Source organism: Vibrio sp. YT-18 (assembly GCF_033337345.1).
GTDB lineage: Bacteria > Pseudomonadota > Gammaproteobacteria > Enterobacterales > Vibrionaceae > Vibrio > Vibrio alginolyticus.
Genome location: NZ_JAWOQO010000003.1, coordinates 349,054 through 363,565 on the forward strand (window position 1 = coordinate 349,054; position 14,512 = coordinate 363,565).

Below are 14,512 nucleotides of genomic sequence, written 5' to 3' on the forward strand. Positions count from 1 at the left end.
TGAAATGAAATCCAAGTTAAAAGCCGTAGGCAAGTTACAGCAAATGGAAGAAAAACAGCGTGATCGTGTGGGTCAACAACTTGATGCCATGCGTCAGCGTCACTCCCATCTTTCAATGCAATTGGAACAGTTATCGGCGTTGAAAGGCCACGCTGGACAATCAACCCGAACCGGCCCGACGCTGACGAGCGCGGCTTTGATGAACTTTAATCGTGTTGACCAAATGCTACAAAGAATGCTTCGTCACCACGAGCAAGAGCAAGCCGTTATGCAAGCGGAATGTGCATCTGTACAGAAAACACTAGAACACAAGCACGCACGCGTTCAAGGGTTAGAAAAAGTGCTTGAGCGTTGGCGTACTAAGCAGAACTATGAAAAAGCGAAAAAAGAGCAAAAGATGATTGAAGACATCATTAACTCTCGCGTTAAGCGCAAGATATTATGATGTCTTGTTGACGCAACTAGGAGCGCGAATCATTTCTGCGGTGTCTTAGCCAACCAAACCAGCCTCCAAGCATGATCAACCCTGATCCGAGAGCACCGCCGCCGCCTCTGCCGTTATCGTCAAAGCCCGACGTGTTAGTATCTTCTGGTTCAAAGCCGGAATCGCCTTCACTATGATAATCTTCTGTACTTGCTAAGAGGGCGTTATAACGAGTTTTCACTCCCGAACTGGTTTGGGCTTCAATCCACGTTGTATAATTTAGAACCTCAGTAAACACACTCGGAATCGCAGCAGATTCACAAACAGAAGAACCATAGCTCACAATACCGATTTGCTGATACATGCCATTATTGTCTTGATAAGTGAGGGGACCGCCTGAGTCACCGCGGCAGATACCAGTGTAGCTTCGCTCAGGAAATCCATTCGCACACAAACTTTCCTGAGCATTAAACCCTGTTACCAGCGAAGCGCATTGGGTGTCGGTAAGGGGGTTCACTTCTGCCCAGCGCAAATAGTTTGGCCCGTTTTCATCACTAGTCGAGGTCTGACCTAAACCGAATATCTGATAAACCGTCTTGCTGCTGTAGTCTCCAAAGTCTTGCGGTAAAGTGATGGATTGAACGTTATCGGTAATAGGGCGAGTCAATTCAAGGACAGCGATGTCATTAATCCATAAATCGCTAGGCACATAATCAGGATGAATCGTGATAGAGCGAACATCTTTGAATTCTTCAACAAACACGTCATTCATCGTAGGGTTTTTGACTAACACTCGTAGGTCGTTGATTGTCCAGCCGTCAGTAAAAACGCTTGGTTCTACGCAGTGAGCCGCAGTTAAAATGAAGCGGTCGTTTACAATGGTTCCCCCACAAATATTGGCAAACTGATTAGCGCCAGTTTTATGTAGAATAAGACGTGCAAAAAAAGGAAGTTGGTTTTGGGTAGCCTGCTGACCCCCAATAATTGCCGTGGAGATCCCTTGTTCTGAAAGGCGGTTATCATTTTCTGCTTCTGCGGTCGCACTCAAAGATACTGCAAAACAGAGTGCGCTTAGCCATATTTGATACTGCTTCATAAACCATCCTTGGATGAAAAGTGCTCTTCTAACTTTATACTAGTTTTTCAGTGAATGTGCTTAACAAAAGTTTCTAATAGTTGAATGATTGTTGTAGCCAAGATCGCAACAGATGAAACGATTCAAGCTTTAGCTTGTGTGGCGGGCATACAAAGTAAAGCTGTTGATGAGGATTAATGACGGGTTCACCCAGCTCGATTAGCTGACCATATTTGATGTCATCCTTCACAAACAAGCGATGAGTGACCAATAACCCCAAACGACGAGTTGTGGCCTGGACGGCTTGTATCGACATGTTAAAAGTGATTGGTTTTTTATTTTTAGGTCGCTGGATACCCGTCGCGTCCTGCCACACGTTCCAGTCATTTTTTCTTCGCTCGTTAGTAACTTCAATGATGGGATATTGCTTTAAGAGTTGAGTGATGTTTGAGTCCTTTGTCTTCGCTATCAATTCAGGACTGCACACCAAAACCAGTTCATCTTCACTGAGCTTTTCGCAGTAGTAATCCTGCCATTCTTCGGGATTTCCATGCACCAAGGCCGCGTCGATACCTTCTTGTTCTAAATTGAATCTGCCAGACAGGTTTGATAAACGAACGTCTAATTGAGGAGCAAACCCTTGTAAATCTGACATTCGAGGAATCCACCAGTGAAGAGCCAATGAATTCACCATATTGAGCGTAACACGTTGCAAGTTCTGATCTTGGATGAGTGCTTCCGTTGCATCGACAATTTGCTCTAAAGCGGGTGCCACCTTTCGGTAATACTTTTTACCGTCCGCATTGAGTTGAACTTGTCTGCCTATGCGATCAAACAAAGGCTTGTTGACTTGACTCTCCAGCGATTTAATCGCCTGACTTACGGCTGAGTGGCTCACACTTAATATCTGTGCTGCTTCTGTCATGCTGCCAGACTCAGCTACTGCAACAAATGCGTAGATGGACTTTAAGGGGACTAGTTTCCGCATAATTTAAAAACCGTAGCTGGTGATAGATAAGTTAAACTGTAAGTTTTTCTTACATCAATGGTTAATATTACTCGCTATTTACTATAAGTGATGTCTTTTAAAATGCTCCATATATTAAGGAGTATTGAATGAATGCTGTAAATAAATCTATCCTTTTCATGTTAATGTCTACGTTAAGCTTATCTGTTACTGGATTGTTAGCAAAGCAGTTGTCAGGCGAACTTTCCGTCACACTATTTAGCTTCTTACGTTTTTTGGTGCCTGCGCTTATCTTGCTTATCTTACTTCGTGTGAAAAACCTTACCTTTCCTAAAGCGGGCACGCTAAAGCCTATTTTATTGCGTGCTCTTTGTATCGGTTTGTCACAACTTTGCTTTATCGCGTCATTACAAACGTTAACGCTCGTTGAGGGGGTCGTTTTGTTTGCTACTGGCCCATTATTTATTCCCTTGGTTGAAAAGCTGTTCATGAGGGGGCGCATTCGTGTTTCAACATTGGCGGCTTTAGCAATGGCGTTCACTGGTGTGGTTATGTTGGCGGGCGGTGGAAGTGAGATTACATGGCGAGCGGATTTATTGCTCGGCTTGGCTGGTGGACTCTTCAATTCTGGTTCTCAGCTTACGTTATATAAAGTGAGTAAAACAAATATGTCGCCGCTAGAAATCAACTTTTGGGCGTTTGGTTTTGCTGCCGTATTTCTGTTGCCGCTAACTTTGTTTAACGACTTCGACGTGTTACTTAATATGAGTGTTATGGCGCCTGAGATTTCTTCAAATACGCTGTGGATCGGTATGATGTCTCTGATGATCATTAACACCCAAGTTTTTCGCTCCAAAGCATATAAACTGGCAAGCAGTGGCTCTCAACTTGCGCCACTCATTTTTACTAACTTATTGTTCACTGCGGTTTGGCAGAGCCTGTTTTTTGAAGACCGAATGAGTCAAAGTCAAATTGTTGGGATGAGTTTAATAGTGCTCGCAATCATACTGAACACATGTTGGGTTCGTTTTACGGCGCATCGCAGTGGCGGTTTACAAGCGAGAACTTCTTAGTCTGTCGGAAAATGAAGGGGGCAGGTAGATAAATTGGTCGTGTGGTTTGATTTTTCCTGAGTATGGGCTAGCGTCAAGAAAGGTTCAGGGAGAGAAATCATGCTTACGCTAAATTATTACGTCGAAATTTCGGCGACACCGCAACGAGTGTGGGAAGTGCTAACCGATGTTGAGTTGTATAAACGTTGGGCACAAGCCTTTTCACCGCAGTCTCAATTTGAAGGAGCTTGGGAAGAAGGAGGTGGCATCACTTTTTTTGATCCAGATATGGGCGGGACAAGGGCGATCATAGATACGGTGCTACCGCTTCAAAAACTTGAATTTCATCATGTTGCCATTTTTAATCCGGATAATCGTCAACAACTCGATGCTGACCTAGCATCTAGGTGGATCGGATCGCGAGAGATCTACCAGATCGATACCAACAACGATCGTTTACTACTCAATGTTACCATTCATACTCACAACGACTTTGTTTCCATGTTTAATCACGGATGGGAAAAAGCTTTACCCTTGATAAAAGCCATTAGTGAAGAGCAAGCTTAGGGTTCTTGCTTATCTTGGGCTGACGATGCGTTGCCTGAAGGTATACAATAGCACGCAAGATAGCGCACCTAAGAGAGTGGATGATGGAATTTAAAGTTGATACCCATACACATACGTACGCAAGTGGTCACGCGTACAGTACCTTGATTGAAAATGCAAAGTTGGCAAAAGAGAACGGGCTGGATATGTTCTGCACGACCGATCACGCAGAATCAATGCCGGGTGCGCCTCATTACTGGTTCTTCTCGAACCAGAAAATTCTGCCTCGCTTTCTTGAAGGCGTTGCGATTATTCGTGGCGTTGAATCTAACATTATGAATACCGAAGGCGACATTGATATTCCACTGAGTGTGGACCGCAACTTAGATTGGGTGATCGCGAGTTTTCATGAACCCGTTTTTCGTCCTGCAAACAAGCAAACTCACACGGAAGCACTTGTTAATGTCATTCAGAGTGGTCGTATTGATGCGCTCGGTCATCTTGGTAATCCAAATTTCGACTTTGATTTTCAGACCGTTTTAGCGTGCGCGAAAGAGCACAATGTCGCGATTGAAATTAATAACACCACGCTGAAAGGCAACAGCCGAGTAGGCAGCGTAGACCGTTGCCACGAGATTGCACAAATCGGGAAAGATCTCGGTGTTTTCTTCACCACGGGCAGTGACGCGCACTTCTGTCACGATGTTGGTAATCTGGAGTTGGTTGGAGAGTTAATGGACAAAGTGGGTATTGATAGCAAGAAAGTGATTACTCACACCGCTCAGCAGTTTTTGTCTTTCTTAGCTTTGAGAGGCCGTAAACCAATTGCAGAATATGACAGCATTCTCAACGCATAAACTTGATTACATTTAAGGTATGCACCCGACGCCAGATTGCTTTACACTGCGACCCGGAAATACTCAACTAAGCTAGTTTTTCGCCTTTTATGGCGTAGGTTATTTGGGTGAATAAAGCCGACACAGAATTCGGCACTATAAATGGAGAAGTGAAAAATGTTACGTCCTTTAGTCCTAGGGTGTGCGATTGCGTTTGGCTCAACATACGCAATGGCAGAAGCGGTTGATTTAAAACAAAACATGAAACAGATGAAGATGGAATTCAAACAGGCGGCGGAAGCGTCTGATGTTGAAACCATGAAATCTGCGATTGATAGCTTGCAAGCGATTGTTGAACAATCTAAGCGTGGTAATTACCCACCAGAGAAGTTTGATACTTACTTAGAAGGCTTTAACAAGCTGACGGTAACACTAGATAAGATTGAAGCGGATCTTGATGCGGGCAAGCTACAAGAAGCAAAAGCTCAACTGCGTGAAATCGATAGTCTTCGTGAAGAGTACCACGACAAGCGCAATCCAAGCATTTGGAGCAAGTTGTTCGGCTAATTATCTACTGAGCGGAGCATTTGCTCGTGGCAGTGGGTTACGCGTTATCTCTAAGTAATGAATGAACACATTATCAGCCTGCCATTTCGGCGGGCTTTTTTGCGCCTGTCAATCGATGCATTCAAGAAAACCTGTGAGGTAGCAACCACTTATTGATCCTGTTTTTTGAGCTATCACTCAAAATTGGTTACGCTGTGTGAAATTTGTTAAGTCACCGTTATGCGTAGATTAATTCCTTTTTACCGCTCGATGTTATTTGCTAGTGCTCTCAGTTGGGTGCTAGTGACGCTGATGCCTGTTATCAATGCTCATGGTAACAGCATGGGCGTGTGGGCGACGCTATGTACGCTTAACGGATTTGAGTTGGTCCAAATAGAAGAGGGCGACAATTCGGTCAGCCACAAAGGCAAGCCTTGTCCGTTTAGCCACTTCTCGACTTTTCATCACGATACACTTCCAACGACACCGATACTTTCAAGACAGAGCTTGGTGACTTCTGACAGCTACGCTTATTTGGCTCTAAGTGTGCGATTTGAAACACCAGTTCCTCGAGCGCCGCCAGTTTCCTTTTTCTCATAACAAAAACAATTACACGATACCCAAGTAGCCTCGAGATGCTTGGTTCAGCGAGAATGACTTGGTTTGTAGACGCGGCGGCGATTTAAAGGTCTAGTGGGTCTAAATCAAGATATCGACAACAAAGTATACAAGCCAAGGCAACTCGCCCTTCGGGAGCGTGTCATTGCTCCGATTGCTGCTTCAAACAACTTGGAAAGAGTTGTCTATTACACAGCGTTGTTTTCTTTGCACTCGAATCAATGACAACGCTCTGAATCCAGCATCTTGAAGTCACTTGGGTATATAGTCAGCAACACTGCCACTTCGAGCAGTAGTACTCCCGAATCTAAGTCAAATAGCGCCGCATACGAATACGTATGTGCAGGACGCGTTTGGCTGAATTTGGGTGTTCAACAATGAAAAAAGGAAAATACACATGTTGAGAAACTCGGCAAAGCCTCAACTCAAGGAAGCCTCACGCGCAAAATCCATCTACTTTATGACGTGGCGATGGCACTTCTACGCAGGTTTGTTCGTCATTCCATTTATGCTCATGCTTTCCCTCACGGGGTTGGTGATGTTGTTTGATGATGAAATCGAACTGGCTCGATACGAAGCGATATTACAAGTTTCACCACAAGAACAAATGGTTCCTGTCTCTGCACAGTTAGAAACCGTAAAGCAGGCGTATCCCGATTTTAATGTCACTCAATTTGTACCTGCTAAAACGGCCGATATTGCCAACCGATTCTCGATTCAAAACCAAGAAGGCAGCTCTCTGATTGTTGCAGTAAATCCTTACACAGGAGACGTACAAGGCACCATTAATCGTGGTGATAGCATCTATGAACTGATGAACAGCATTCACGGCACCTTGCTCATCGGCGACCTAGGTGACCGCTTAATTGAAATCGCCGCAAGTTTGGGGATTTTGCTGTTGGTGTCTGGTTTGTACCTTTGGTTACCTAGAGACAACGCCAGCCGCGCCGGCTTTTTGAAAATCCGCTTTAACAATGGCCCTCGAATTTTGATTCGTGACCTGCATGCGAATTTAGGTGGTGTGCTGTCGATTGTGCTGTTGTTCTTTTTGATTTCAGGATTGTCGTGGGCAGAGATCTGGGGTGCGAAAATGGTACAAGCTTGGAATACCTTCCCAACCTATTACACATGGGGTGAGAAACCGGAATCCTCACTGACACACAAAGATCTTAACCATGGTGCTTCAGAAGAGATGCCATGGAACTTAGAGCTTGCTGCTGTGCCAGAATCGAAAGATAAGCCCGCTCATGATCATGCCAATATGAAAGAAGAGATGGCATACGCAGGCAACCATGATGCGTTCTCCATTGATGATATCATCCTCAAGGCTGAAATGTTGGGCTTCACTGGCTATAAGCTGTTTTTGCCACGCTCTGAGGCGGGCGTTTACACCGTTGCAGCTAACTCTATGGGCGGCGATATTTCCGACCCAAGACAAGATCGCACCAGCCACTTTGACCAATATTCCGGTCGCTTGTTGGTGGACGTCACGTGGCAAGATTACAGTTTGTTTGCCAAGTTAATGGCGGCAGGTGTGTCATTGCATCAAGGTGATGTCAGTGTGCTTAACAAAGTGCTCAACGTGGTATTCTGTTTGGCGTTCATCTTAATCTCAATCACAGGTGTGGTGATGTGGTGGATTCGTAGACCAAGTCGCAGTGCTGCATTGGGCGCGCCACCTAAGTTTCAGCAAGGCGGTATTTGGAAGCTTGGTTTAGTAACGTTGGTAGTATTGTGTCTGGCGTTCCCGATGGGCGGTTTGGCTATTGTTACGGTTCTAGCTCTGGATTGGTTGTTGTTTAACCGCGTCGAGAAGCTGAAAACGGCGTTGAATTAGTAACAGACAAAGAGTGGAATAGTAGAAGAGCCAGCGAAGTTCTGGCTCTTTTTATTTCTGATAAATTTCCAGCGGTAAGCCATCTGGATCTTGGAAGAAGGTAAAGGCTTTACCTGTGAATTCGTCAATACGAATTGGCTCAACTTCAACGTCATTCGATTCTAGGTAGGCTTTCACTTGTTCAACATCATCAACCAAAAATGCGAGATGCCTTAACCCTTGTGCTTCAGGAAAGCTCGGTCTCTCTGGTGCGCCCGGAAAGCTAAACAGTTCCACTTGGCTGCCGTCAGGTAAAGCGAGGTCAAGCTTGTATGAGTCTCTGGCTTCACGATAGTTTTCAGCAATGACTTTTAATCCCAACACTTCAGTGTAAAAGCGTTTTGACTTTGGGTAATCGCTGCAAATGATCGCGACGTGATGAATAGCATTAAACATGGTTAGCCTCTTCAAGCATGGTTAGTTTCCTCGGAGACTAAATGCTCCTTAACGAAGTCGATAAACACGCGTAGACGAGCAGGCATGTATTTGGTTTGTGCATACTGCATCGCGATAGCGCCATGGTAGTTACTCTTGATCATCCAATCCGGCAATACTTCCACCACTTCCCCTTGCTCTAATGCGTCTTTGATCACGAAGTCATGGAAGATCCCAATTCCCAAGCCAGACTTAACCCCGTTCAAGCGCATTTGAGAATGGTTGACGGCGTAGCGTCCACTCACGGCAATGGAGTGGAACGCTTCTTCTTTAAAGAATGACCAGATGTTGTCTTTGTCGTTCTCGGCAAGGTAAATGCAGTCGTGCTGCTCAAGTTCAGTGGGATGCTCAGGCATACCGTGTTTGGTGAGGTAATCTGGAGAGGCACATAAAACGAGATTGGTCTTGCTGATCTCTTTGAGTACCAGATTCTCATCGGGTTTGTCGGTGAGCTTGAATGCGACATCAATTCCTTGGCGGAACAGATCGATCTCACCATCTGCTGCACGCAGCTTAAGCTGTATATTTGGATAACGTTCTAGGAATGGCAACACAAACGGTTGAAGCACCGAATTAAGAAAAGCTTCTGGGGCTGCCACTGTGAGTGCGCCTGTTGGCTCAGCATGATCTTCTGCAGATAACTCAACGGCTTGCTGCGCGGCATTCACCATTGCGATGCTTTGGTCGTAAACCTTTTGCCCAGCTTGAGTAATGATCAACTTACGAGTCGTGCGCTCAAACAGTTTCACCGAGAGGGCTTGCTCTAATCGCGTGATCAACTTACTTAAAGCCGATGGCGTTACGCCGAGTTGTTTAGCAGCAGCGGTAAAACTGCCTTCGTTTACCACCAAGATAAACGAAGCAAGATCAGGAAGTAGGGCAATGAGTTTTGGATTAACCATAATTGTTCAGTTCTGCGCAGCGGAATAACGATATTGTCTGGTACGGTTTCACGAGGTTCAAGTGTCACCGTCTCGCTTTAACGATATTTTGCCAAAAATGCATTGAGTGCAGGCAAGCCAGATTCACCAGTATGGTATTGCTGCCAACAGTGATAAATGGCCGTTTCATGGCCTGCAATTAACTCGATAGCTTCTCGCTCAGCGATTGAATACTGTTGTGAAGCGTTCACTTCTTCATGCCACTCTCGATATTTGACCTCATAAGGTTCTACCCACTTCAGAAGAGTCGCCACCAACTCTTGCCATGGTAAACCAATCCACTTGGTTGCATCTGCCAAGCCTTTATCCAGCATCTCTTGGTATCGACTTTCTATATCCATGCCATTTGTAAGCAGTACAGGTTTGAGCTTTTCTGCGGTGAGTTCTTCCACTTCAATCAAGGTTTGCCACAGTGTTTGTTGTTCACTTTGGGCGTAATGGCTCAAGTAGTGGTTGAAAAAAGCGATGCCGTAGATTTCGCCATAGTAGGCAGACAGAACGTTATGAATCATGGTGAGAATCGTGATTTAAACAGGGAATACTGCATTGTAGGAGGGGAGAGCACGAAGTGTAAATAGCTGATTAAGAGTAAAAAAGTGCTGTTGACAGAATTCGAGCAGAACTTGTGAGAATTTTATGAGAATTCGATGAAGTTGCTGATAGATTTGCTCGTCATTCTTAGAGGCAAGAACGCAAAACGTTCGAAACGTAATGCTTAACCTACTCAAGTCACGAACAAAGAAGTAAAGCCGTACACATGGGCTTGGGTAGTTCAACCCTCATTAAAGGATGGAATCACAATGAAAAAACGCACCCAACTCGGACTCGTCATGACTTCAGTCGCTATGGCACTAGGCTCTGCATCAGTGAATGCGGCGGAATTGGAAATCACCGTGACAAACGCAACCAAAGGCATCTACTTTACGCCTCTTATTGTTGCCGCACATGGCTCTGATCTTCAAATGTTCAGAACGGGTCAAGCAGCAACGCCAGAACTAGAAGCAATGGCAGAAGGCGGTGATATCTCTGGTCTTGCTAGTGTGATTGGTAACGCTGGTGGTGCGGTGGTTGAGAACCCTGCTGGTGGTATTTTGAATCCGGGTGTGGCAACCACCTTCACCTTGGACAGTGGCGACCACGGTTATCTTTCTCTGAGCGCGATGTTGCTGCCAACCAATGATGGTTTTGTCGGTCTGGATAGCTGGAAGATTCCAACGGAAGCGGGTACATACCGAGCAACGCTAAGAAGTTACGATGCCGGTACAGAAGCGAACGATGAACTTGCGTCTAGCATGCCAAACCCACCTTTCATTACCTTTGGTACTGGCGGCACAGGCGTTGAAGCAACGGTAACTAACGACAAAGTTCACGTGCATCCGGGTAACCTTGGTGATAGCGACCCAACTGGCGGCATCAGTGACCTAGACAGCAGCAGCCATCGTTGGTTAAACCCAGTTGCAACCATCACAATCGTTGTGAAGTAAGGGGGATGTATGAAATACAGAATCTTACTAGTAGCAGCTTCAGTCGGCTTGCTCGCCGGTTGTCCAAGCGATGATGATAATGACGTAGTGAAATCGTACCGCTACACCGTCAACGTGGCGAACTTGACTGCGAATCAACCTATGTCTCCGCTCGCGGTACTCACTCACAATGGTGACTACCAACTGTTTGAAATTGGCCAAGCGGCATCTGTTGAACTTGAGCATCTTGCCGAAGGCGGTAGTAACGCAGAGCTGATTGAGTTGATGAACAGCAATGACAGTGTTTACCAAGGCATTTCGGGTAATGGATTGGTGTTGCCGGGTGCATCGGACGAAGTCACCATCACGGTTGACCCTAGTCGTTACGGTTACTTGTCTGTGGCGTCTATGTTTGTAAATACCAATGATGCTTTTGTTGGCGAAACGGGGCTATCCCTCAAATCGCTCGCAGTAGGTGAAAGCTATGAAATGAGCATGAACGTTTGGGATTCCGGTACAGAGCTAAACGATGAACTTGCCGCAACCATCCCGGGCCCAGCAGGTGGCGGTGAGGGCTTCAATGCCGCTCGTAATGACAGCAGTGACGTTGTTGCATTCCATGCGGGGGTAGTTAGTCAAGATGATGGATTAGCAAACTCAGCACTTTCTGCGAACCATCGTTTCTTGAACCCAGGTGCGAAAGTCACCATCACTCGAGTCGAGTAACACAGGCTCCGATGACGTCTCCTTTCCAAAGCGCTTGTAGCCGAGCGCTTTATCCCTCATGGCGTCATCGGAACCTTTTTTGAAAGAATTTCTAATTTGTTCCGGTCATGTGCAAAGTGAGGATACTCGAAGGCAAGGAAAGGACCATGGAACAACAGGCAATCAATTTAGTCGCGAACATCTTGTTGGTGGAAGATGACGATGATTTGGCAGAACTGGTTCAGATGCATCTCAAGTTTCAAGGACACCAAGTATCGCGAGCCACAAATGTTGCCGATGCTAAAACGCAATACCAGCAACAACCCTTTGATTTATTGATCCTTGACCGAGGTTTACCAGATGGTGATGGTCTAGACATTTGCCATTATTTGCGTCAGCAACAAGATTGGAGCCCAGTGCTCATGCTGACAGCCAGAGACGGTGAAATGGACAAGGTAGACGGCTTAGAAGCGGGCGTTGATGACTACATCACCAAGCCATTTAGCGTATTAGAATTCCAAGCACGAGTGCGAAACGTGCTACGCCGAGTCAGCCAAACCGCAGAAGTCAAAGTAGCAAATGAAGTCCTCGATGATGCGATGGATTTTGGTCCGCTGAGAATCATTCCGGAGTTGCACCAAGTATCCCTAAACGACAAGGATGTCACTCTTACCGCGACAGAGTTTACTTTGCTGCAGTTTCTCGCGACTCGTCCGGGCAGAGTCTACAGTAAAGATGAACTGCTCGATCACGTTTGGAACACCAGTCATTCTGGTTATCACCACACTGTGTGTAGCACCATTAACCGTTTACGCAGCAAGTTGTCTTTATCTGATTCTGATCATCACTTCATTCAAACCGTGTGGGGTGTTGGATATAAGTTTCAGCCAAGACACTAATGCAAGAAAGTAAGTCAAAACATCAAGCCAAGACAGTAAGTCGGCAGTTGTTTTCACCGTCATTTTTTAATCATCACGGGTGTTTCAAAAACACCGCTGTTTAAGGAGGCGATAGGATGAGCTTCAAATCTCGCTTGGTAGTATTTACTAGCTTGTGGTTCTGCCTCGCGGCGGTGGTGATTGCACTGACTTACAATTGGCAAAAAGAAACCATCGAGTTACGCACTAAACAAAGCCTGCATAAAGAGCTAGCTAGCCACATGCGTGATGATAACCCGCTGATGATCGGGACGGATTACAACCCTAAAGCACTCAAGTCGATCTTTCACACGCTCATGCTGATCGGCCCTGATTTTGAAATCTACTTCCTCGATAGCCAAGGCAATATCACCACCCATGCAGCACCAGAAGGGGCGGAGATCATGGGTAAGGTGGATCTCAATCCCATTAAGCAATTCTTAAATGACCAGCCTTTTCCTATTTTGGGTGAAGACCCACGTAATCGTGGTGAGCACAAAGTCTTTTCTGTCGCGGCGATAGAGGAATTAGGCTCGACGGTCGGTTATCTCTACGTGGTGATTGGCAGTACTCGACATGACGCCATTGCCAATGCTCAAGTCGATACTCCTTATATCGCGCTGGCAGGATTGGTTTTAGTGTCCATTTTGGGCTTTGCTCTTGGGGCTTATGTGCTGGTGAAACGTAGCCTGTTGAACCCGATTGAGCGTGTGACCAAGCAACTTCAACAGCAAGCTGAACATGATTTCCGCCTGCAACCTGATTTTACTCACCAAGTGCCGGAGCTCGTGCCGATTGCGCACTCTTATCAGATGATGGCGAAGCACATTCAGCAACAGTTTTTACAGTTGGAGTATCAATCGTCTCATCGTCGTCAAAGCTTGTTGCAGCTTAGTCATGATTTAAAAACGCCGTTATCGAGTGTGCTTGGCTATTTGGAAACGTGGCGTTTGCAACATCCGGAATCTGATCCTTTGATTGATGTCGCTTTCCGAAATTGTGAGAAGCTCTCAACTCAATTACATTCTTTGTTAGACGCTGCGCGCAAAGAAGCTCCAATGCCAAATTACGAGTACCGCCCCGTAGATCTTGGCGTGTTGATGGCAGAATGTGCTGAAACGATGCAGAGCCAGTTTTCTCGTAAAGAAGTGGTGTTGAAAGTGGATATCGATAGCGAAATCCAAACTGTGGGTGACAAGGGGCTATTGGAGAGGTTGGTATTGAACCTGCTTGAAAATGCATTGCGCCACAGCCCAATCGGCTCGGAAGTGCATTGCCAAGCGCATTTGAGTGAGGATAAGTCGCGTATCCACTTTACCTTCGTCAATCACATCGAGGAAGAAGCGGAGGGCGGTTCTTTGGGGATCGGGACGAAGATTGTTCAATCGATCTTAATGCTTCACCACAGCTACCTTGAGACCAATGCAACATCCTCTCAATATCAACAGAAGTTCACACTTCTCGCAATCTAAAGAGAAGTGTGAGACATAAGTTAATGTTTATTCAATAACACCACATACGACGCGAGCGCCGCCACCACCTAGCTTACTTGGGTGATCGGAGTGATTGTCACCACCTGCATGGATCATTAACGCTCGACCTTTTAAATCCGATAATTTTAGGCGAGGCGCGACAACGGGCTGATTGGCATTGCCGTCCATGTCCACATAGAGTGGAGGCAAGTCGCCTAAATGATTGTCATCGGTCCAAGGATAGCCATGCTTCCCTGTGTTGTTAGGATCATAATGGCCACCTGCTGCGCCGCCTAATACGGTTTTGTCATCCTTTTCTATGCTTTCGCAAGATGGATTAGTGTGAACATGGAAACCGTGCACACCTGCTGACAAACCTGATAATTGAGGCGTAAAAACAACGCCATAATCACTTTGTGAAATCTCAATGGTACCCGCACTCTCATTGGTGTTGAGAGCAGTCATTTCTACCGTTTTTGCTAGCACGTTAGGGGCGGCGACAAGAGCGGATGCAACTGAAATGCATAGCAATCCTTTTAACATGGGACCTCCTTCTTTTAGGGTGTACGCTCAAGCACATATTAGTGAAAACCTGTTTTACTTATGTATGTTGAGCGGTGAGTTTATGTCATAGAGTGA

Annotated in this window: 17 protein-coding genes; 11 read left to right on the plus strand and 6 right to left on the minus strand. The window is 45.8% G+C overall.

Features of this window, described 5'->3' with window-relative positions; genetic code table 11:
- Nucleotides 1-4: 4 nt before the first annotated feature.
- Nucleotides 5-445, plus strand: coding sequence for a flagellar export protein FliJ (gene fliJ / locus R7M72_RS06310; RefSeq protein WP_005384016.1), 441 nt, complete (start codon nucleotides 5-7; stop codon nucleotides 443-445).
- Nucleotides 446-461: 16 nt separating this feature from the next.
- Here fliJ and R7M72_RS06315 read toward each other — a convergent pair whose 3' ends face one another.
- Both R7M72_RS06315 and R7M72_RS06320 read right to left on the minus strand, forming a co-directional pair.
- The gene (locus tag R7M72_RS06315) at nucleotides 462-1,520 is read right to left on the minus strand and encodes a serine protease (protein WP_315957291.1); all 1,059 of its coding nucleotides are present in this window, start codon (nucleotides 1,518-1,520) and stop codon (nucleotides 462-464) included.
- A 73-nt stretch (nucleotides 1,521-1,593) separates the two neighbouring features.
- Complete coding sequence (locus tag R7M72_RS06320) at nucleotides 1,594-2,487, minus strand: LysR substrate-binding domain-containing protein (protein ID WP_053307935.1); 894 nt, start codon at nucleotides 2,485-2,487, stop codon at nucleotides 1,594-1,596.
- Nucleotides 2,488-2,615: 128 nt separating this feature from the next.
- Here R7M72_RS06320 and R7M72_RS06325 point away from each other — a divergent pair, with 128 nt between their 5' ends.
- The 6 genes from R7M72_RS06325 (at nucleotide 2,616) to R7M72_RS06350 (ending at nucleotide 7,901) form a co-directional block, all read left to right on the plus strand.
- On the plus strand, nucleotides 2,616-3,539 hold the full coding sequence (locus tag R7M72_RS06325) for a DMT family transporter (RefSeq protein WP_025768592.1): 924 nt from the start codon (nucleotides 2,616-2,618) through the stop codon (nucleotides 3,537-3,539).
- A 99-nt stretch (nucleotides 3,540-3,638) separates the two neighbouring features.
- Nucleotides 3,639-4,085: an SRPBCC family protein gene (locus tag R7M72_RS06330; protein ID WP_005375065.1), complete on the plus strand. Its 447-nt coding sequence runs from the start codon at nucleotides 3,639-3,641 to the stop codon at nucleotides 4,083-4,085.
- 83 nt (nucleotides 4,086-4,168) lie between these two features.
- Nucleotides 4,169-4,921, plus strand: coding sequence for a phosphatase (locus R7M72_RS06335; protein ID WP_033906857.1), 753 nt, complete (start codon nucleotides 4,169-4,171; stop codon nucleotides 4,919-4,921).
- 156 nt (nucleotides 4,922-5,077) lie between these two features.
- Nucleotides 5,078-5,467: a cytochrome b562 gene (locus R7M72_RS06340; RefSeq protein WP_021035869.1), complete on the plus strand. Its 390-nt coding sequence runs from the start codon at nucleotides 5,078-5,080 to the stop codon at nucleotides 5,465-5,467.
- Nucleotides 5,468-5,686: 219 nt separating this feature from the next.
- On the plus strand, nucleotides 5,687-6,046 hold the full coding sequence (locus tag R7M72_RS06345; RefSeq protein ID WP_262634433.1) for a hypothetical protein: 360 nt from the start codon (nucleotides 5,687-5,689) through the stop codon (nucleotides 6,044-6,046).
- Nucleotides 6,047-6,461: 415 nt separating this feature from the next.
- Complete coding sequence (locus R7M72_RS06350; RefSeq protein WP_315957284.1) at nucleotides 6,462-7,901, plus strand: PepSY domain-containing protein; 1,440 nt, start codon at nucleotides 6,462-6,464, stop codon at nucleotides 7,899-7,901.
- Between the two features lie 51 nt (nucleotides 7,902-7,952).
- Here R7M72_RS06350 and R7M72_RS06355 read toward each other — a convergent pair whose 3' ends face one another.
- The 3 genes from R7M72_RS06355 to R7M72_RS06365 form a co-directional block, all read right to left on the minus strand.
- Complete coding sequence (locus R7M72_RS06355; protein ID WP_053303870.1) at nucleotides 7,953-8,336, minus strand: VOC family protein; 384 nt, start codon at nucleotides 8,334-8,336, stop codon at nucleotides 7,953-7,955.
- 11 nt (nucleotides 8,337-8,347) lie between these two features.
- Nucleotides 8,348-9,277, minus strand: coding sequence for a LysR family transcriptional regulator (locus R7M72_RS06360; RefSeq protein ID WP_122069565.1), 930 nt, complete (start codon nucleotides 9,275-9,277; stop codon nucleotides 8,348-8,350).
- Between the two features lie 77 nt (nucleotides 9,278-9,354).
- Nucleotides 9,355-9,828: a hypothetical protein gene (locus tag R7M72_RS06365; protein ID WP_258649509.1), complete on the minus strand. Its 474-nt coding sequence runs from the start codon at nucleotides 9,826-9,828 to the stop codon at nucleotides 9,355-9,357.
- Between the two features lie 288 nt (nucleotides 9,829-10,116).
- Between R7M72_RS06365 and R7M72_RS06370 the strand changes: the two genes are divergently transcribed.
- The 4 genes from R7M72_RS06370 (at nucleotide 10,117) to R7M72_RS06385 (ending at nucleotide 13,873) form a co-directional block, all read left to right on the plus strand.
- A complete protein-coding gene (locus R7M72_RS06370; RefSeq protein ID WP_005384002.1) occupies nucleotides 10,117-10,800 on the plus strand; it encodes a spondin domain-containing protein in 684 nt (227 codons plus the stop codon).
- A gap of 9 nt (nucleotides 10,801-10,809) precedes the next feature.
- The gene (locus tag R7M72_RS06375) at nucleotides 10,810-11,505 is read left to right on the plus strand and encodes a spondin domain-containing protein (protein ID WP_005443001.1); all 696 of its coding nucleotides are present in this window, start codon (nucleotides 10,810-10,812) and stop codon (nucleotides 11,503-11,505) included.
- A 146-nt stretch (nucleotides 11,506-11,651) separates the two neighbouring features.
- Nucleotides 11,652-12,383 carry a response regulator transcription factor gene (locus R7M72_RS06380; RefSeq protein ID WP_017635499.1) on the plus strand — a complete coding sequence of 244 codons (732 nt, stop codon included), beginning with the start codon at nucleotides 11,652-11,654 and terminating at the stop codon, nucleotides 12,381-12,383.
- A 116-nt stretch (nucleotides 12,384-12,499) separates the two neighbouring features.
- Nucleotides 12,500-13,873 carry a sensor histidine kinase gene (locus R7M72_RS06385; protein ID WP_193837772.1) on the plus strand — a complete coding sequence of 458 codons (1,374 nt, stop codon included), beginning with the start codon at nucleotides 12,500-12,502 and terminating at the stop codon, nucleotides 13,871-13,873.
- Nucleotides 13,874-13,900: 27 nt separating this feature from the next.
- Here the strand turns inward: R7M72_RS06385 and R7M72_RS06390 are convergent, their stop codons facing one another.
- Nucleotides 13,901-14,416 (minus strand): superoxide dismutase family protein, encoded by a 516-nt coding sequence (locus tag R7M72_RS06390; protein ID WP_206970609.1) that lies wholly within the window; start codon nucleotides 14,414-14,416, stop codon nucleotides 13,901-13,903.
- Nucleotides 14,417-14,512 lie beyond the last annotated feature (96 nt).

Bases quoted from the DNA above. Each gene is read 5' to 3' on its own strand.
- R7M72_RS06360 (WP_122069565.1), bottom strand. From the start codon at position 9,277: ATGGTTAATCCAAAACTCATTGCCCTACTTCCTGATCTTGCTTCGTTT.
- R7M72_RS06325 (WP_025768592.1), top strand. From the start codon at position 2,616: ATGAATGCTGTAAATAAATCTATCCTTTTCATGTTAATGTCTACGTTA.
- R7M72_RS06380 (WP_017635499.1), top strand. From the start codon at position 11,652: ATGGAACAACAGGCAATCAATTTAGTCGCGAACATCTTGTTGGTGGAA.
- R7M72_RS06350 (WP_315957284.1), top strand. From the start codon at position 6,462: ATGTTGAGAAACTCGGCAAAGCCTCAACTCAAGGAAGCCTCACGCGCA.
- R7M72_RS06315 (WP_315957291.1), bottom strand. From the start codon at position 1,520: ATGAAGCAGTATCAAATATGGCTAAGCGCACTCTGTTTTGCAGTATCT.
- R7M72_RS06320 (WP_053307935.1), bottom strand. From the start codon at position 2,487: ATGCGGAAACTAGTCCCCTTAAAGTCCATCTACGCATTTGTTGCAGTA.
- R7M72_RS06335 (WP_033906857.1), top strand. From the start codon at position 4,169: ATGGAATTTAAAGTTGATACCCATACACATACGTACGCAAGTGGTCAC.
- R7M72_RS06385 (WP_193837772.1), top strand. From the start codon at position 12,500: ATGAGCTTCAAATCTCGCTTGGTAGTATTTACTAGCTTGTGGTTCTGC.
- R7M72_RS06375 (WP_005443001.1), top strand. From the start codon at position 10,810: ATGAAATACAGAATCTTACTAGTAGCAGCTTCAGTCGGCTTGCTCGCC.
- R7M72_RS06390 (WP_206970609.1), bottom strand. From the start codon at position 14,416: ATGTTAAAAGGATTGCTATGCATTTCAGTTGCATCCGCTCTTGTCGCC.
- R7M72_RS06355 (WP_053303870.1), bottom strand. From the start codon at position 8,336: ATGTTTAATGCTATTCATCACGTCGCGATCATTTGCAGCGATTACCCA.
- R7M72_RS06370 (WP_005384002.1), top strand. From the start codon at position 10,117: ATGAAAAAACGCACCCAACTCGGACTCGTCATGACTTCAGTCGCTATG.
- R7M72_RS06365 (WP_258649509.1), bottom strand. From the start codon at position 9,828: ATGATTCATAACGTTCTGTCTGCCTACTATGGCGAAATCTACGGCATC.
- R7M72_RS06330 (WP_005375065.1), top strand. From the start codon at position 3,639: ATGCTTACGCTAAATTATTACGTCGAAATTTCGGCGACACCGCAACGA.
- R7M72_RS06340 (WP_021035869.1), top strand. From the start codon at position 5,078: ATGTTACGTCCTTTAGTCCTAGGGTGTGCGATTGCGTTTGGCTCAACA.
- fliJ (WP_005384016.1), top strand. From the start codon at position 5: ATGAAATCCAAGTTAAAAGCCGTAGGCAAGTTACAGCAAATGGAAGAA.
- R7M72_RS06345 (WP_262634433.1), top strand. From the start codon at position 5,687: ATGCGTAGATTAATTCCTTTTTACCGCTCGATGTTATTTGCTAGTGCT.